We start from the raw sequence: 15,688 nt of genomic DNA on the forward strand, positions 1-15,688 counted from the left end.
GACAAACAGAGTGGATAATCTCCTTTGCTAAAGCATTTGTTTTTATTGGCGTTCAACAGTTTGTGTCATTTGTGATAAAAGATTCTTGTTATCAGTGTTTAAGGTTAGGCGGAGGACGGCCGAAATGATTGATGGTAATGCGTATAATTTGAAAAGGAAGAGAAGAAATATAAATACGTTTTTCCTCATCCCTTCTTGCGCTTATCAATAGAAAAAAGGAAGATGGTATTATTTTATGCTGAAGCTTTACCGGAGCAGAGCTTCCGATAAAAGCTATTGAAGAAGAATTAGGAAACAGTCCAAGACTGTGTTTGCCTGTCGGACAGCTTTTATAACAAGTATTCTCCGTTGGACTATTTATGGACTTCTTACGAGAAACTCTGGAACAAGATGTTTTGATCAAAACCCCGGACCACTTCTTAAAAGATGCTTTTCTCAGGTTTTGACTGGAAATATATACTGGAGATTCTGCATACAAATACGAGTCTTCGGATACAAAGACTACAGAATCGGATTTTAAAAAAGTTTGAGCGCTCAACAATGATGATACCAAGACCACTAAAAAGCACAGCAATACCACGCAAAAGCGTTTGAGGGAGAGGGCTTTAGAGGGAATCATTTTTAGTCTCATGTTGTGTATAAAAAGTAGTCTAACCTAGACTACTTTTTTTACACACAAGCCCCACCATTGCGAAGATTTTTAAAAAACAGGTGAAAAACGAGGTGTGAGATTGCGCCCGTTTTGCTCCAAGTTTTTTTTTAAAGACTTTATGATGAACAAAACTAAGAAATTAGAAAACAATTTGTTGTGTTTGGAAGTAAAAAGAATTTGTTTACATTTGTAGATGAAAAAAGTAGTCTACGATAGACTACTTTTTTTTGTGATATTCCTAGTTACAGAATGGCTCCGGAGTGTGTACGTTTTCAAAAGCGCAGTACAATTTCCCGGAATGAAGATCTCCCGATAGATTTAATTGAAAATATAGCACAAAAAAAATCCTGAAAATATATTCAGGATTTCGATATTATGCATTATCTACTTATTTTTCTTTTTCATTTTTCTATCGCCGGTGGTTGCATCTTTATTTTTCAGGGCGGTAGTATCAGTCTTAGATTTGTCCCAATCTTTAGTACTATTCACAGTACCATCGGCATTACCGTTGTTCATGGTACCGGTAGTTCCGGTATTCATGTTGTCGGTTCTCATGTCCTTGTTCTTGGTAGTATCAGGTCTTGCCGTGTCAACTGTTGTTGTTTGTGTTGTCTGTGCAGATACTGCGATCGTTCCAAACATTGCGAACGCTGTCGCTAAAATTAACTTTTTCATATTATAAATGATTTGTGGTTGGTTGTGTTCTGGTTAGTACAATAATCGTACAAAGTGGTAGATGGTAGAAATGTTTTAACTTGATTTATAACAAATTAAGACAATTTACATTATAAACAGGTTGAAGAAAAATCCCGGAATATAAAATTCCAGGATTCATTTCTACTTTGCTTAAATACTTACTTTGACTTTTTCTTTTTAGACTTTTTCTCTTCTTTAGTTGCTTCGTCATTAGGTTTGGTAGCTGCTGCATTCGGATCTGTGGTTACACTTGCTGAAGCATCAGTCGCGGTGGTTGCCGCAGATGCATCTACCGTTGCAGTTGCTGCCGTATTCTGGTCTTGGGCAGTCGTTGTTGTGTTAGTCCCGGAACTTGAAGCTGCCTGTGGATCCTGTTGTGTCTGAGTTGTCGATGGGTTACTAGAATTTTGATTTTGCGACGGGTTCTGTTGTTCCGTCTGAGCCGATACTGCGATTACTCCGACTAATGTAAACGCTGCTGTTAAAACTAACTTCTTCATAATAATTAATATTTTTAATATGGTTTGTTTAGCTAAAACGCCGGCGATTTAAAGAATATTATCCGGGAAGCCTTTATTTAACGTACTTTATAATTATTTAAGAATGATTTTGAATAATAAATCATTTTGCTAAATTTTTCATAATTCTCTCCACAAACTCGTATGCTGCGGGGCATATAAGCGTATTTTTCATGGTAAGATTATTGATCTGATAGATCTTTTTTCTGTCAGTATGTGGGTATTCGCGGCAAGCTTTGGGACGTACATCGTAGATAGAGCAGGTATTGTCGCTGTTTAAAAAAAAGCAGGGAAGATTCTGTAAAACTTTGTCGTTGTCTTCGTCTGTACGCAAATATTTAGTCTCAAAATCAGCGGGCTTCATGCGGAGATGCTTAGCAATTCTTTCAATATCTTTCTCTGTGTACAGCGGTCCTGTAGTTTTGCAGCAATTTGCGCATTGCAGACAGTTGATTGTTTCGAAAACTTCATCATGGGTTTCCTGAACTACATAATCCAGATTTTTTGGCGGCTTTTTTTTAATGCCATCCAAAAACTTTTTATGCTCTTTTTGCTTCTGTAAAGCCTGTTTTTTGTAAAATTCTAAATTCATTATTCAGTTTCTTGCTGAAATACCGGAAGGTCCGCTGGTTGATAATGGTTGATTTTATCCAGATTTAGCACTGTTGAAAGATTGTGTTCATCAGGATAATACATGGGAACAAATTTGGCTCCGTACACAATCTCTTTTGATATATATGACGTTCTCTGCACCACAGTATTGGAAAAAACCTCGTCGAATGCACGCAAATGAACGATAATTTCAATATCCGTATTTTTAAAATCCTCTTCAGAAAAACCGTAAAACGGCGAATCTTCATCAATCTTATGAACAATAGTCCAGTTCAGCGCCAGTGTATTGATTTTGCTCAGTTGTGTTTTCAATGTATAAAAATTGCTTCTGGAAGCACTACTTTCAATAACTTCAATAGCCGCTGAAACGATGATATCGGCATCCGTTAAAGAATTATTTTTATAAGGCGCAAGCCTGAACATCAATGCTGTTCCATCTTTAAAAGGAGCAATGAGAGCAATATCAGAAAATTTCAGATAGGCTCTCGGCCTTGAAAACCTTCCGTAAAAAAGTCCCGTTGCAATCGCAAAGGTAAGCAATCCGAGGAAAGCCTCAAAAGTGGCCACCAGACTTGCCATAAAACCTACAGGAGCAATTCTCCCGTAACCTACTGTAGTAAAGGTCTGCGAACTGAAGAAAAACACATCAATAAATTCATTCAGAGGATCACTTTTATCAATACCTGTCAAATGCTCAACACCGATGAGATAATATATTAATGCAAAAAAGAGATTTACAAGAATATAAGCGATCACCAGATAAGACAGAAAATGGAACGTCGAAAGATCAAGCATCGTATGATACCAGCTGAAACGGTTGAAAATATTCACCCCTTTCTTATTCACATTCGGAAGGCCGTCTTTGTTGATAAACCGTCCCGAAGCATAATCTCCGAAGCCGCTGTTATCAGTATTCTTCTGGCGAATTTTCTGCCTGAATCCTTTTGCCATTTTTATCTCCTTTAAATTTTAATTCTCTGAATTTAAAACAATATGCAAAGATAAAACATTGTTGATATGAAATTTATCAACCTCATGATTGAATTTCAGAATAAATTTTAAACTAAATTTGAGATATGAAAAAGCTGCAATCAAGAGAAGATATTGAGCATCTTGTTAATTCATTTTATGCGAAAGTCATTAAAGACGACACAATAAGTTTCTTTTTTACCGATATTGCTAAAGTAGAATGGGACAAACATTTGCCGAAGATGTATTCTTTCTGGGAATCCATACTGTTCGGGCAGATGACCTATAAAGGAAATCCTATGGGCGCCCACTTCCCCATCAATGAAATCCAGGCTATGGAACAAAAACATTTTGACCGCTGGCTTGAGCTTTGGAAAGTAACAATTGAAGAGCATTTCGTTGGCGAAAATGCCGACATGGCAATCTATAAATCTGAAAATATCGCCAAACTTATGGCCTTCAAAATGGATCTTGCGAGAAGATTATAGTTGAATTATTAAAATCTGACATTTTACGGAACAATAACTGTGAAAATGTATGCGGCAAGATTTACCAGAAGAACCGTTCCATACAGAATATTGGTCTTTCCGCGACTTAAGGAAAGCATGACAATAAACACCGATAAGGAAAGCAAAATAATATCCTTTTTATCCAACCCTAATACCAGCGGTATATCATACATAATACAGACTATGGAAACTGCCGGAATCGTAAGCCCGATACTTGCCAAAGCAGAACCTAACGCCAGATTAAGACTCGACTGAATCTGATTACTGCGCGCCGCTCTGATTGCTGCAAGACCTTCCGGCAATAATACGACCGCCGCAATGATTACTCCTACCAATGATTTTGGCGCCCCAAGGCTTTGAACCATATTTTCTATAGTTCCCGAAAGTCCTTTTGCCATGAGCACAACAATCGCAAGGCAGATTACAAGAAAAACAAAACTGATCATCGTTTTTTGAAAAGAAGGTATATAATTTTCTTCAGGATGTTCGTCCGGTACGATAAAATAATTACGGTGTCTTACCGTCTGCACCATCAGGAAAACACCATAAATGACAAGGCACGCAATCGAAACGAATATCAGTTGCGCCTGATTATAGAAAGGTCCATTGACACTGGATGTAAAATTTGGAAGAACAAGAGTAAGGATAAGAATTGACACAATACTCACCAGATACGTTGTAGCAGAGGTTCTCGCAAAAAACTGTTCATAATATTTAACGCCTCCCACAAGAATACCTATTCCCAAAATCCCGTTAAGGATCAGCATTACTGCAGCAAAAACCGTATCCCTGGCCAGCGTAATGGCCTGGTCGCCACCGGCTACCATCAACGAAATAATTAAGGCGACCTCCAAAATAGTGATGCAAAGCGCCAGAATAATAGTCCCGAAAGGCTCTCCCACTTTATGAGCAACCACTTCCGCATGGTGAACCGCAGAAATTACACTTCCTGTCAATAAAATTCCCGCAATGATATCAAAAACAATTCCGTTTCCCATCAACCCGGAAAAATAATATCCTACAGCCAAAATGGGAAAAATATAAGTATAATGTAAAAGTTCTTTTAATTTCATAAGCGTTTACAAAATACAAAAAATCTATGGTTTTTGAAATATTAAAAGAAAATATTAATCTTATTTTAATGATTCCAGCAATAAAAATCCTGAAAATCGGTCAGCATATGAAGTAAAAGTCCAATGCCTATGATTCTTATATTTCCTCTAAAAAACAGCATCAAAAAATACACCGCAATCGCGTAATAAGAATGTAGAAAATGAAATCCTATACTCCCTCTGTCCGGATCAAAAACAGGATTTGCAAAAAGATGATCCAGATCTACGAGCATGGTAGCCAATAAAATAAGATATACTTTTTTCCAGTTTTCCCGGTAAAAGATCAATGCGATAAATACTGGAAATACAAAATGAAGAAAATAATGTACGAATGTTTTAATATAGGCAACGTCTGATAAATCCATTTTTAACCCTTTGCTACCTCAGAATCAGAGGCAGATTGTTTTCTTTACTCTTTAACTTAACATAATAACTTCGCCCTTTGTTTCCATAAAAAATATAGTCAATCTCTGAAATTATTTTCTTCTCGTTCGAGGTAAGTGACTTCAAATTAGAAAATAATAATTCATTATTTCTGATGAAAATATAATTTTCATTGAGCTGATCGGAAGGCTGAATTATTTTCCTCGTTGATTTAATCTCAAAACCTGATTTCTTCTTCTCAATTACATTCGGCTGGAAAGGAATCGCAACAAACTGCTGCTGGGCATTAATCCATTTTTTATTTTCAAAATATTGTTCTGTCTTTTCAGGATCTGAACTTTGAAGAGAAATATAATAATTGGGCTGAATGATCTTCTGAACAGTTTTTTTCTCGATTTCATTAAAATCATCATCGTATCCGTAAGTCATAATGGTGTCATTCACCTGTTCAAGGTCAGCCGTTGCTTTTAAATAATCAATTCCTGCAGAATCGGGAAAGGTTTTATCAAAAAATGCAGTGAAATTTCTAATATTTCCGCGGTTCAGTTCGGCCGTAAAGAAAGGAGTCTTTTGCTGAACTTTAGAAATAAGGGAAATGAAATCATTTATACCGCCAGGAGTTTTTATTTCTATATCATCAGCATGTATATCGATTGAAAAATTACGGATTTTACCATTCGAAATAACTGAAATACTCCCTAAAGACCCATCAATAAAAGTATCTGACGTAAAATTCGTTCTCTGGGAAAAAGCCAGAAACAGACGGTTTATATTTTCAAAAGCTGAATCGGAAGTTCCCAGAATACAGTTTTCACCTTCTATTTTAATAAAAATATGCCCTTTATGAAAAAGCCCATTGCCTTTATCAACAAATTTTTCCTGTTGCAAATAAGCCAGGAATTTCCGTTTGTTTTTAAGCTCCAAAATACTATACCAATCGGAAAACCCTGTATTTTGAAGGTGAAAAATCTGTAAAAAATCCGGAATCTTCAGTCCCGATTCAAGAAGGGAAACTCTATTTCGATCTTTATTTTTATCATTGGTCCATTCTGAAGGATGACTCAGAAAGCTTGATATATATTGTCTTGTTGCTTTTTTGGTATCCATAAGAATGACCACATCAGCATTTCGGGGAATAAATTTTAACTCTTTATCCCGATAATATAATTTAAAATAAACGAATATCGCTGCAATAAGTACAACGATGACAATAAGTTTCTTCTTCATTATAAGATCGGCAGCTTTTTGTCTGATTCTTTAATTTTATAAATCTCGTCAAACAAATCAAAGAAATACATGAGACTGTTTTCGGAAGAATTTTTCACCGAATAGTCGATCTCAGTTTCTATCCGGTCTCCTTTTGATTCTGATTTAAAGTAGATCTCACCAACATTCTTTCTTACTACATCAAGCATTTTTCTTTCGGAAGTACTTTTAAATTCTTTTTCCAGCCCAATTAAAATCCTTTGAATATCAAATCTCCCTGAAGCCGGATATTTTGAAGAATCTTTCATCCAGTTTTTTGACTTTTCCGATTGATTTTGCGGTTGTAAGTTCTTTGCAGCAGTAGTTACATAAACGATTCCATCTTTTACAGCAAACAAAAGTTCATCCATAAATCCTGTACTTTCATCTTCTTTAAATGTGTAGAAATCTCGGTTTTTAGAAAAGTTTTTTGCTGTATTTTTATTGGTAGCCAGTAAGTTGAATATTCTCTCCCAATAGCCCTCATTTTGTGTGGCGAAAGCAAAAGTAAAATCCGGAACCACTACTTCTTTTGTTTTTTTAACCTCTTTTTCATTATAATCGTCGTCATATTCAAAATCTGTGTATTCTACGGTTTTAGGTTTTAATTCATTGAGAACAAAGATTCCGTTTCCGGGAGCTATTTTTGCGATGGCTTCTTCATCCAAAACGATTTTCACCGTTTCCATAATAAGTTCCGTTTCTTTCTGGTACCCGGAATCTCCAGCATTTTTCATAAGCGCATACATCATGTCAAAATATTTGCTTCCATCAACGTTAATTGCATAGTAGCCAATGCTTTTTTCACTGATAAGTTTCGCAAGCTTTTTATTTTTATGTCCTTTATAGATTTCCGAAACGGTTTTCTGAACTTCATGATTTTTATGCTGATAGCTGTTCACCAACCTTACTTTATCTTTATCAAAATAGAGATTATAAGAAGAATTTGAATTGTAAATCGTACTAAAAAGGCTTCCGAATTCATAGCGCTTCATCATTTTGCCATAAATTCCGTTATTGACAATTTGCCCATAATCTGTGTACATAAAAACATCAGAGCCGATATCGCGGAAAGCGGTCATTTCAGCAGGTACGTCAAGTTCCAGATTAGAGTTAAAATACTGATCGAAAGATTGTTCTGCCAATTTTTTCACCACCTTGAACTTTTCTATTTTCAGAGAATCCATTTCTTTCTTAAAATCATCATATTCGGGGATTTGCAGATCTTCCATATCTTCTTCCGGGCCAGGCACGGGCTGTACTTCTACACTGTCGTCCGAATAATTTTCATCTGTTGTATCTTTCTTTTCTTTCGGATACTCGTGATGTTTTTCAAGATATTTGATATCTTTTTGAATTCTTGCTATTTCGGCATTATTATCTTTTATGCTTTCTTTTAAATATTTAATATCATCCTTCAGATATTTTATTTCTTCCTTATAATCGAATGCTTTTTCGGGTTCTTCAACATAGGCACTGTCTACAACGGTAGCAGCTACACTATCTATGACTGCTGCAGCACTATCTGCAATTGTCTCATCATTCCATTTGTCCTTATATGGTTTGTTGTAATTGATCAGTTTCAGCACAGCACGATTACCGTTCCATGCTATAAAAGTATCATCATCCAGATTCACATAAGAATAGTTGTTTTTTCGGGAGACTTCCAATCCTGTTTTCTTATTTGAATTGACAAATTCCTGAAATTTACCCTTATTATCAAGAAGAAAAATTGCCGTATAAGCCTGTACCGAATCATTAAAGGATGCATAGTGATATTGTGTCGCATCATATTTGATTCCGGTTTTGGAATAATCTGTCCATGTCGGTTTTTCTTTCCCTTTTTTAACAACTTCCTGCAAAATAGGATTGAATTTCTGCCAGTTGATCTTTTTTATCGAGCTGCTTCCCGTTGATTTCCATATAGAAAAGAGCATCAGCGGGCATTTTCATACGTTGCTGTGCAAAAATCATAGAGAAACCCAGGAAAAAGATGATAATTTGTGTTTTTTGTAGTAGATATTTCATGATTCGTGATTGATATTATTGAAAGAGAATATTGTTCTGCAGTTGTTTTTTCTGAAGGATAAGATCTAAAACATTGGCTTCCAGCTTTACCGCTTTTCTGTTCGGGGAAAGCGAATACTGATTATTAGATTGCGATTTAACTGTATTTTCAAACTGTAGCACGGAAATATAGCGAGCATCATTGAAAATTTCTTTGTCGGCACTGCTCATCTTATCGTAATCACTTTTAAAAGTACTGACTTTATTTCTGGTAAATACTTTCTTAGCCGGATTTTGTCCGTAGATATTTGTAGGAACCATTTTCCCGATTATATTTCTGGCTTTCAGCTGATCCAGTCCGGTATTGATGTTTTCAATCTTCCTGAAACTGCAGCTTAGTTTAATAATATAATTATCAAAATCCATAGAAGTTTTCACATTGGAAATTCCCGGGGTAGCTTTGAAAATTCTGGCAGCTTCATTAATTTTAGCCTCAATCTCCGCTCTTTTCGGAACTTTTTTTCCATTTATGGTTTCCATTTTGGAGATGGAAGCCAGCCTTGTTTTACTTTTACTGGCATTCAGGATGAGTGTGTACTCGCCGCTTCCGTCGGCTTTTACATTTACTTTATCTAAAATATCGAAACAACTCGTCACCAATAATAGTGGCAATAATAGGAGAAGCAGTTTAATACAGTCTTTCATAATGCTTATTTCATATTTAAATTCTGCCTTTCAGATAATCCTGTCTCAGATCTTCATCCAGTTTTTCGATGGCATATCTCAGGCAGGTTCTGGGCATTTGTTTGTAATATTGGTTTAAATAACCTATTAGTTCCGGTTCATCTTTCCTTCCCATTTCGCGAAGCAGCCAGCCGTTGGCCTTATGCATCAGATCATGAGGATGTTTCAGATTTTGGGTAACAAATTCTTTCGTGAGATCAAAAAAACCTTTTTTTTACATAATGCATTGTTCCGACAACAGCGATTCTTTTGTGCCACATTTCTTCAGATACCGAGAGTTTTCTCAGCAGTACTTCTTTCTGATTTTCAAAGCAATATCTGCCCAGAATTTTATAACAGCTTGAATCTACCAGATCCCAATTGTTTATATATTTCAGATGATTCAGATAAAAATCAATAATTTCAGTTTTAATCTCATCATTCTTTGTTTTCTCAAATTTCGCAATCAGCATGAACAAAGCAGTTAATCTATGTTCGTGATATACTGATGAAAGCAGCTTGCTTAAATCCGTTAAAGAGATTCCAGGATAATAAGCTTTAGCAACGGAACGCTGATCCGGAACTGTTACTCCCAAAAACAAATCGCCCTCACCGTACTCCCCTTTTCCTGTTTTAAAAAACTTCGGAAAGAATGCTGCTTTTTCAGGAATTGATAATGCGGCGAGTGATTCTTTTATTTCTTCAACGATACTCATCTGAAATCTTATACTATGAATGAATTACAAGCTGTAGAACAATTTTTATTTTAATATATTTATTTACAGTTTGTTATTTCTCCTCATTTAAAGTGATCGTTTCCAGCTCCTGCTCTTCTTTGGCAATTTTGTTTGGGTTAGCCACCTTCGCAATGGTAAGTCCCTGAACAATAATAGAAAACACAACCACACAGTAAGTAATACTTAATACAACATTACTGTACTCATTTTTCGGAATTGAAAGTGCCAGCGCAATGGAAACTCCACCCCGTATTCCTCCCCAAACCAATACTTTTACCGTCTGCGGACTGAATGTTCGTTGCATAAATTTGGTAGGCCCGTAGATAGAGATCACCCTTCCCAGCAATACGACTACAATGGCAGCGAGCCCAGGAATCATAAAGTGAGTAAGATCTTTTATCACCAAAAGCTCAAAGCCTATGAACAGGAAAAGGACAGCATTCAGGATCTCATCAATCAGCTCCCAGAATTTGATCAGATAATCCTGGGTAATGGATTTCATTTTAAATTTAACATTAAAATTACCCATAAACAATCCCGCAGCGACCATAGTCAGAGGCCCGGAAATGTGCATCTGGCGGGCAATAAGATATCCTCCCATTACAACAGACAGCGTTACCAGGACGGAAATAATATAATCATCCACCTCACGCATCAGCCTGGAAGTTACCCAACCTAAGACGATACCCAGCAACAATCCGCCTCCAGCTTCTTTCAGCAACAGCAATCCGATGCTTTCTGCTCCGAGATCAACCTCGTTACCAATCGCCAGCTGAAGTACAACCGTAAAAACAACCACGGCCATCCCATCATTAAAAAGAGATTCTCCCGCAACTTTTGTTTCCAGGGATTTTGAAACGTTCGCCTGTTTCAGGATACTGAGAACTGCCACAGGATCTGTTGGCGAAATCAGCGCTCCAAAAAGAAGACAGTAGATAAAAGGTAATTCTATCCCCAAAAAAGGCAGAATATAAAACATTCCGAAGCCCACTACAAATGTAGAAATCACAACGCCTAACGTTGAAAATATCAATACCGGTCGAAATTGTTCTTTAAGATCATCTATGTTAATATGAATCCCTCCGGCAAACAGAAGAAAATTAAGCATGGCCCCCATCAGCACCTCTGTGAAATCGATGCTGCTCATCAGGCTATGAAGATGTCCGAATGTTCTCGGCAGTACAGTTTCCCCGAAAGAAACCAGAAATATGGAAACAACAATGGCAATCACCATAATTCCGATGGTACTCGGAAGTTTCAGAAATCTGTAATTAAGGTATGAAAATATGGATGCTAAAACGATTAAAGCTGAAAATGAATAATATAATTCCACTAAGCTGTTTTTAAATTTATTTTTAAATTAAATATCTATATAAAGTACTTTGATATAAACGGTATTTTGGTCTTTTTGCCAAATGTCGAGCATTCCGTCTCGTGACGGTTTTGAACCACGGGTGTATTCCTGCCCGAGATTTAAAATATTCAACAAAATGTATTCGTCTCCTACGGAATTTACCAAGTAAGCCGTTTTCTCAGATTTTCCGTCACCGGAACTTCTGACCGCATCCGTGAGAGTACGGAACTGATTGAGATGATGCATGAAATTGCTTCCCTCCTTCTTAGAATCGTAAGACCTCATTAAGATCAGCAGAATATCAAGATTGGTAGGATCTTTTTCATACAGGATCTTTCCCTGCCTGATACATTCGTCAAAGTCTCCGTTCTTGAAGGATTCTGCTAAAACTTTAAAATCGTCATCCAAGGTAGAAACCTTATCTTCTCTGAAGTTCCTTCCATAATAAAGATGTTGTGATTCTATCGTATCCAGCGATTTGGGATAAGCCTTATATTTAAAAATCAGCTTATCGTAATTGTAGGGAGATTTTTCGTTTTTAAGATCTTTCCTGATTGTCTTCAGATCGATCTTTGATTTCTGGCCAAAGCTGAAAACCGAAGTCAGAAAAAGTAAAAGAAACAAGTAATATTTCATTATTCTTTATGGTTGTTTTCTTCCTCGTCGTTATCGAAATACTCGAAAAGGAAATCATTGTATGGGAATCTTGAAATATGGATCTTCATTACCTCATCGTAGATCATTTTCTTCATTTCCGGAAAGTTTTCCTTTGTAAGCGCAGAGATGAAGACTGTAGGATATTTAGATTTTGCCATCCATGTATTTTTCCATTCTTCCAGGGAGATATTCTTTTTTGTAGAAGGCGTAAGATCATCCTCGTCCTTCTTTTCGTAGCTGAAACCATCAATCTTATTGAATACCATAATCATCGGTTTCTGATGTGCATTGATTTCCATTAAAATCTGATTAACAGAATCAATATGATCTTCAAAACTTTCGTGAGAGATATCCACAACATGAATCAAAAGATCTGCCTCCCGCACTTCATCCAGTGTAGATTTGAAGGATTCTACCAGCTGAGTCGGGAGCTTCCTGATAAATCCTACCGTATCGGTAAGCAGAAACGGAAGATTTCCAATCACTACTTTTCTTACCGTAGTGTCCAACGTAGCAAACAATTTATTTTCAGCAAAAACCTCTGATTTGGACAGCGAATTCATCAATGTCGATTTTCCAACGTTGGTGTATCCTACCAGCGCTACCCTTACCACTTTTCCGCGGTTATTTCTCTGGGTAGCCATTTGCTTGTCGATGGTTTTCAGTTTATCTTTTAACAAAGAAATCCTGTCACGAATGATCCGTCTGTCGGTTTCAATTTCTGTTTCCCCGGGACCTCTCATCCCGATTCCCCCCTTTCTGACGCTCAAGGTGGGTCCACATTCTGGTAAGACGTGGCAAAAGGTATTGGTACTGCGCCAGTTCTACCTGGGTTCTTGCATAAGAAGTCGTCGCCCTCTGTGCAAAAATATCAAGAATGAGATTGGTTCTGTCAAGAATTTTTACTTCCATTTCTCTTTCCAGGTTTTTAAGCTGGGATGGAGAAAGTTCGTCATCAAAAATGACTGTTCCTATTTCGTTCTCTTTTACGTATTCTTTAATTTCCTGTGCTTTACCGCTTCCGATAAACGTTTTGGAATCCGGCTGTGTTAATTTTTGAGTAAAACGCCTGTCTACGGTAGCTCCTGCGGTGTACGCCAAAAACTCCAGCTCATCCATATATTCCTGAAGTTTATCCTCATCCTGATGCTGTGTAACAACTCCTACCAAAACAGCTTTCTCGTAATTATGTTCTTTCTTTTCTAGCATTAAATTCTATCTGTATTTGTGAGATTTACAAGATACCATTTTTCATCAAAAAAACAAAGATGAATTTTTGTGGCACCTTGTAATGTCTACGTGAAATTAAGATATTGTTCATATCCTCAAGATTAAAATTATTCCACCACTTTTGCCCCATCTTGCCGTAAGCCAGCCTTCGAGCTTTTCTCATACGCCCATTTCTGCTTGTAATTCACCCATTTAGCTTTAAAAAGCTTTCTCATCAATTTGTCGGTGTACCTCATAATGAAGACGTGATACAGCATACTTGCAAAAACGTTGGGTTTATTGGGAAGCGCACGGAGAGACATCGAAAATCCCGGCTCCAGATATCTGTTGAAATGCCAGAATGCTCCCGGAATAAAAAGCGCATCGCCATGTTCCATAAAAATTTCATAGCCTCTTGCGTGCTTTAATGCAGGAAACTTTTCGTAATCAGGATTTTCAAAATCCAGGTCATAAACAGTATGAACTGACAACGGAACTTTATACAAAAATGCCGACTGTTTCTGATCAAACAGCAGGATTCTTTTTTTCCTTCAAAATGAATATGCAGAAAGTCACCTAAATCTACGTCATAATGCATCAGAACATGCGCATCACTTCCCCCGAAAAACAATGTCGGAAGCCTTTTGAAAAACTTCATGCCCAGATCAGGGTAGGTGAAATTTTTCAGCAATTCAGGAAGGCGGTCAGTAATGATGTAAAAGAAAATACGAAGATCCGAGGGTTTACTCCTGATCGTATCAATATAATCTTTCATTTTCATATGCGTAACCGGAGCATCGGAGCTTTTGGAAGCATCCGCAGGTTTGTTATCATAAAGAGGAACTTCCTGATCTCCTGCCTTTTCGCGGATAAAATCAAAATTCCATTGATCAAAGGCATCCCATCTGCTGGCAAAATTTTTGATCAGCAGCGGTTTATGCTTTTTAAAATAATTTTTCTGAAAGTCTTCTTTACTAATATCTGCTACAACATCTACGTTTCCGAGGATCATTTTGGTGTGGTGTTTTTAATTGTGAAATAAAAGTAAGGCTTTTTTGAATTTCAGGAAAATTTTAAAGATAATATCAGTTATCATTTCTAATGCATCAACCTAATTTACCTCAGCAAGTAAATTAACAATGAAATGATTCCTCCAAAAATAACCACCGCACACCCCTGCGGACTCGCGGATTTTCTCTTCCTACCGAATGTACTCACGTAGTGACCACTTACCCATTTCCCGTCTTTTCTGAAATGTCCTTTTCTGTAATATCCCATGTATTAATTTTTTTTAACAAAGAAAAAATGAATGGGGCAATAAAATTTATGGTTTTCCGTAAAACAAAAGTAAAAGTGAAATTTTATATTTGTACGGACTAACGAATCGTATGAGAGTTTATAATACCAAACATTTCCTGAAAATCCTTTTCAGCCTGCATAAAAGCGACACTCTGAAAATCCTTTTTCCGACGATGCTGCTGATAGGCTTATATTCCTGGGGAATAGAATATCTTGAGGTGGAATATCTTCATCTTTCTTCAAAATCGCCCATCAGCAATGTAAGCATGATTCATTCTCTATTGGGTTTTGTATTATCTCTGCTTTTGGTTTTCAGAACCAATACGGCATACGACAGATGGTGGGAAGGCAGAAAACTCTGGGGCAAACTTGTTAACGATTCCAGAAACTTTGCTGTTAAGATTAATACTATTCTTGCCGACGACAGAAAGAGTACTGAACAGATTGCAAGATACCTGAAGTTTTTTCCTCATTTTCTGGCCAAGCATCTTTCAAAAGAATCTACAAGACGCGCTTTGGATGAAGATTATTCCGAAATTGAAGACTATATAAAACATCACGGACCCAGCGAAATTGTCATTCTCCTGACGCATAAGCTGTACCAACTAAAAAAAGAAGGTAAAATATCCGACATTGAAATGCTTTATCTGGATACTCAGCTTTCGGGTTTTCTGGATGTCTGCGGAGGTTGTGAACGGATTAAGAACACACCAATTCCGTATTCCTATTCTTCTTTTGTGAAAAAGTTTATCATCCTTTACGTATTGGCGTTGCCGATTGCGTATGTGATTTCTATCGGTCTTTTTATGATTCCGCTTACGGTTTTTGTGTATTATGTTCTGATGAGCCTGGAGATGATTGCCGAAGAAATTGAAGATCCTTTTAATAATGATGAAAATGATATTCCGATGGAGACTATTGCACAGAATATAGAGAGAAGCGTTCACCAGATCATGTGTTCAGGAAAATAATTAAATCTGAAACGATCCGGAAATCGTAAATATT

17 protein-coding genes and 2 pseudogenes are annotated in these 15,688 nt (G+C 36.8%); 2 read left to right on the plus strand and 17 right to left on the minus strand.

All coding sequences use genetic code 11. The features are described 5' to 3' along the window. Positions 1 to 91 precede the first annotated feature (91 nt). From AAHI02_RS12525 to AAHI02_RS12545, 5 genes are all read right to left on the minus strand, one after another. Positions 92 to 619: a hypothetical protein gene (locus AAHI02_RS12525; protein ID WP_346983526.1), complete on the minus strand. Its 528-nt coding sequence runs from the start codon at positions 617 to 619 to the stop codon at positions 92 to 94. Between the two features lie 417 nt (positions 620 to 1,036). Next, a complete protein-coding gene (locus tag AAHI02_RS12530; protein ID WP_346983527.1) occupies positions 1,037 to 1,327 on the minus strand; it encodes a hypothetical protein in 291 nt (96 codons plus the stop codon). A gap of 179 nt (positions 1,328 to 1,506) precedes the next feature. Next, positions 1,507 to 1,848 carry a hypothetical protein gene (locus AAHI02_RS12535; RefSeq protein WP_346983528.1) on the minus strand — a complete coding sequence of 114 codons (342 nt, stop codon included), beginning with the start codon at positions 1,846 to 1,848 and terminating at the stop codon, positions 1,507 to 1,509. A gap of 121 nt (positions 1,849 to 1,969) precedes the next feature. After that, on the minus strand, positions 1,970 to 2,458 hold the full coding sequence (locus AAHI02_RS12540; protein WP_346983529.1) for a YkgJ family cysteine cluster protein: 489 nt from the start codon (positions 2,456 to 2,458) through the stop codon (positions 1,970 to 1,972). Further along, complete coding sequence (locus AAHI02_RS12545) at positions 2,458 to 3,429, minus strand: ion channel (protein ID WP_346983530.1); 972 nt, start codon at positions 3,427 to 3,429, stop codon at positions 2,458 to 2,460. The genes AAHI02_RS12540 and AAHI02_RS12545 overlap by 1 nt, the downstream gene beginning before the upstream one ends. 125 nt (positions 3,430 to 3,554) lie before the next feature. Between AAHI02_RS12545 and AAHI02_RS12550 the strand changes: the two genes are divergently transcribed. Further along, on the plus strand, positions 3,555 to 3,935 hold the full coding sequence (locus AAHI02_RS12550) for a group III truncated hemoglobin (protein ID WP_346983531.1): 381 nt from the start codon (positions 3,555 to 3,557) through the stop codon (positions 3,933 to 3,935). Between the two features lie 23 nt (positions 3,936 to 3,958). On the opposite strand, the gene AAHI02_RS12555 is transcribed toward AAHI02_RS12550, so the two are convergent. The 12 genes and pseudogenes from AAHI02_RS12555 to AAHI02_RS12610 form a co-directional block, all read right to left on the minus strand. After that, positions 3,959 to 5,029 (minus strand): ionic transporter y4hA, encoded by a 1,071-nt coding sequence (locus tag AAHI02_RS12555; protein WP_346983532.1) that lies wholly within the window; start codon positions 5,027 to 5,029, stop codon positions 3,959 to 3,961. Between the two features lie 65 nt (positions 5,030 to 5,094). Further along, positions 5,095 to 5,433: a DUF6122 family protein gene (locus tag AAHI02_RS12560; protein WP_346983533.1), complete on the minus strand. Its 339-nt coding sequence runs from the start codon at positions 5,431 to 5,433 to the stop codon at positions 5,095 to 5,097. 13 nt (positions 5,434 to 5,446) lie between these two features. Next, the gene (locus AAHI02_RS12565) at positions 5,447 to 6,679 is read right to left on the minus strand and encodes a hypothetical protein (RefSeq protein ID WP_346983534.1); all 1,233 of its coding nucleotides are present in this window, start codon (positions 6,677 to 6,679) and stop codon (positions 5,447 to 5,449) included. Next, positions 6,679 to 8,634: a hypothetical protein gene (locus AAHI02_RS12570; protein ID WP_346983535.1), complete on the minus strand. Its 1,956-nt coding sequence runs from the start codon at positions 8,632 to 8,634 to the stop codon at positions 6,679 to 6,681. The genes AAHI02_RS12565 and AAHI02_RS12570 overlap by 1 nt, the downstream gene beginning before the upstream one ends. 106 nt (positions 8,635 to 8,740) lie before the next feature. Beyond that, positions 8,741 to 9,409 (minus strand): hypothetical protein, encoded by a 669-nt coding sequence (locus AAHI02_RS12575; RefSeq protein ID WP_346983536.1) that lies wholly within the window; start codon positions 9,407 to 9,409, stop codon positions 8,741 to 8,743. A 16-nt stretch (positions 9,410 to 9,425) separates the two neighbouring features. Continuing rightward, positions 9,426 to 10,143: pseudogene (locus AAHI02_RS12580) on the minus strand (DNA alkylation repair protein). 73 nt (positions 10,144 to 10,216) lie between these two features. After that, positions 10,217 to 11,497, minus strand: a complete 1,281-nt coding sequence (locus tag AAHI02_RS12585) for a sodium:proton antiporter (protein ID WP_346983537.1) — start codon at positions 11,495 to 11,497, stop codon at positions 10,217 to 10,219. Positions 11,498 to 11,524: 27 nt separating this feature from the next. Then, entirely contained in the window at positions 11,525 to 12,154 is a 630-nt protein-coding gene (locus AAHI02_RS12590; RefSeq protein ID WP_346983538.1) for a DUF4919 domain-containing protein, read from the minus strand. Beyond that, a pseudogene (gene hflX / locus AAHI02_RS12595) lies at positions 12,154 to 13,384 on the minus strand (GTPase HflX). Before hflX ends, AAHI02_RS12590 begins: the two are co-directional and overlap by 1 nt. Positions 13,385 to 13,512: 128 nt before the next feature. After that, on the minus strand, positions 13,513 to 13,875 hold the full coding sequence (locus AAHI02_RS12600; RefSeq protein ID WP_346983539.1) for a cupin-like domain-containing protein: 363 nt from the start codon (positions 13,873 to 13,875) through the stop codon (positions 13,513 to 13,515). Next, entirely contained in the window at positions 13,809 to 14,396 is a 588-nt protein-coding gene (locus AAHI02_RS12605) for a cupin-like domain-containing protein (protein ID WP_346983540.1), read from the minus strand. Before AAHI02_RS12605 ends, AAHI02_RS12600 begins: the two co-directional genes overlap by 67 nt. A 104-nt stretch (positions 14,397 to 14,500) precedes the next feature. Further along, a complete protein-coding gene (locus AAHI02_RS12610; RefSeq protein WP_346983541.1) occupies positions 14,501 to 14,662 on the minus strand; it encodes a hypothetical protein in 162 nt (53 codons plus the stop codon). Positions 14,663 to 14,772: 110 nt separating this feature from the next. Here AAHI02_RS12610 and AAHI02_RS12615 point away from each other — a divergent pair, with 110 nt between their 5' ends. Further along, a complete protein-coding gene (locus AAHI02_RS12615) occupies positions 14,773 to 15,654 on the plus strand; it encodes a bestrophin family ion channel (protein WP_346983542.1) in 882 nt (293 codons plus the stop codon). Positions 15,655 to 15,688 lie beyond the last annotated feature (34 nt).

This window comes from Chryseobacterium sp. POE27 (genome assembly GCF_039727685.1).
In the GTDB taxonomy this organism is placed as follows: domain Bacteria; phylum Bacteroidota; class Bacteroidia; order Flavobacteriales; family Weeksellaceae; genus Chryseobacterium.

Bases quoted from the DNA above. Each gene is read 5' to 3' on its own strand.
- AAHI02_RS12525 (WP_346983526.1), bottom strand. From the start codon at position 619: ATGATTCCCTCTAAAGCCCTCTCCCTCAAACGCTTTTGCGTGGTATTG.
- AAHI02_RS12530 (WP_346983527.1), bottom strand. From the start codon at position 1,327: ATGAAAAAGTTAATTTTAGCGACAGCGTTCGCAATGTTTGGAACGATC.
- AAHI02_RS12535 (WP_346983528.1), bottom strand. From the start codon at position 1,848: ATGAAGAAGTTAGTTTTAACAGCAGCGTTTACATTAGTCGGAGTAATC.
- AAHI02_RS12540 (WP_346983529.1), bottom strand. From the start codon at position 2,458: ATGAATTTAGAATTTTACAAAAAACAGGCTTTACAGAAGCAAAAAGAG.
- AAHI02_RS12545 (WP_346983530.1), bottom strand. From the start codon at position 3,429: ATGGCAAAAGGATTCAGGCAGAAAATTCGCCAGAAGAATACTGATAAC.
- AAHI02_RS12550 (WP_346983531.1), top strand. From the start codon at position 3,555: ATGAAAAAGCTGCAATCAAGAGAAGATATTGAGCATCTTGTTAATTCA.
- AAHI02_RS12555 (WP_346983532.1), bottom strand. From the start codon at position 5,029: ATGAAATTAAAAGAACTTTTACATTATACTTATATTTTTCCCATTTTG.
- AAHI02_RS12560 (WP_346983533.1), bottom strand. From the start codon at position 5,433: ATGGATTTATCAGACGTTGCCTATATTAAAACATTCGTACATTATTTT.
- AAHI02_RS12565 (WP_346983534.1), bottom strand. From the start codon at position 6,679: ATGAAGAAGAAACTTATTGTCATCGTTGTACTTATTGCAGCGATATTC.
- AAHI02_RS12570 (WP_346983535.1), bottom strand. From the start codon at position 8,634: ATGCTCTTTTCTATATGGAAATCAACGGGAAGCAGCTCGATAAAAAAG.
- AAHI02_RS12575 (WP_346983536.1), bottom strand. From the start codon at position 9,409: ATGAAAGACTGTATTAAACTGCTTCTCCTATTATTGCCACTATTATTG.
- AAHI02_RS12590 (WP_346983538.1), bottom strand. From the start codon at position 12,154: ATGAAATATTACTTGTTTCTTTTACTTTTTCTGACTTCGGTTTTCAGC.
- AAHI02_RS12605 (WP_346983540.1), bottom strand. From the start codon at position 14,396: ATGATCCTCGGAAACGTAGATGTTGTAGCAGATATTAGTAAAGAAGAC.
- AAHI02_RS12610 (WP_346983541.1), bottom strand. From the start codon at position 14,662: ATGGGATATTACAGAAAAGGACATTTCAGAAAAGACGGGAAATGGGTA.
- AAHI02_RS12615 (WP_346983542.1), top strand. From the start codon at position 14,773: ATGAGAGTTTATAATACCAAACATTTCCTGAAAATCCTTTTCAGCCTG.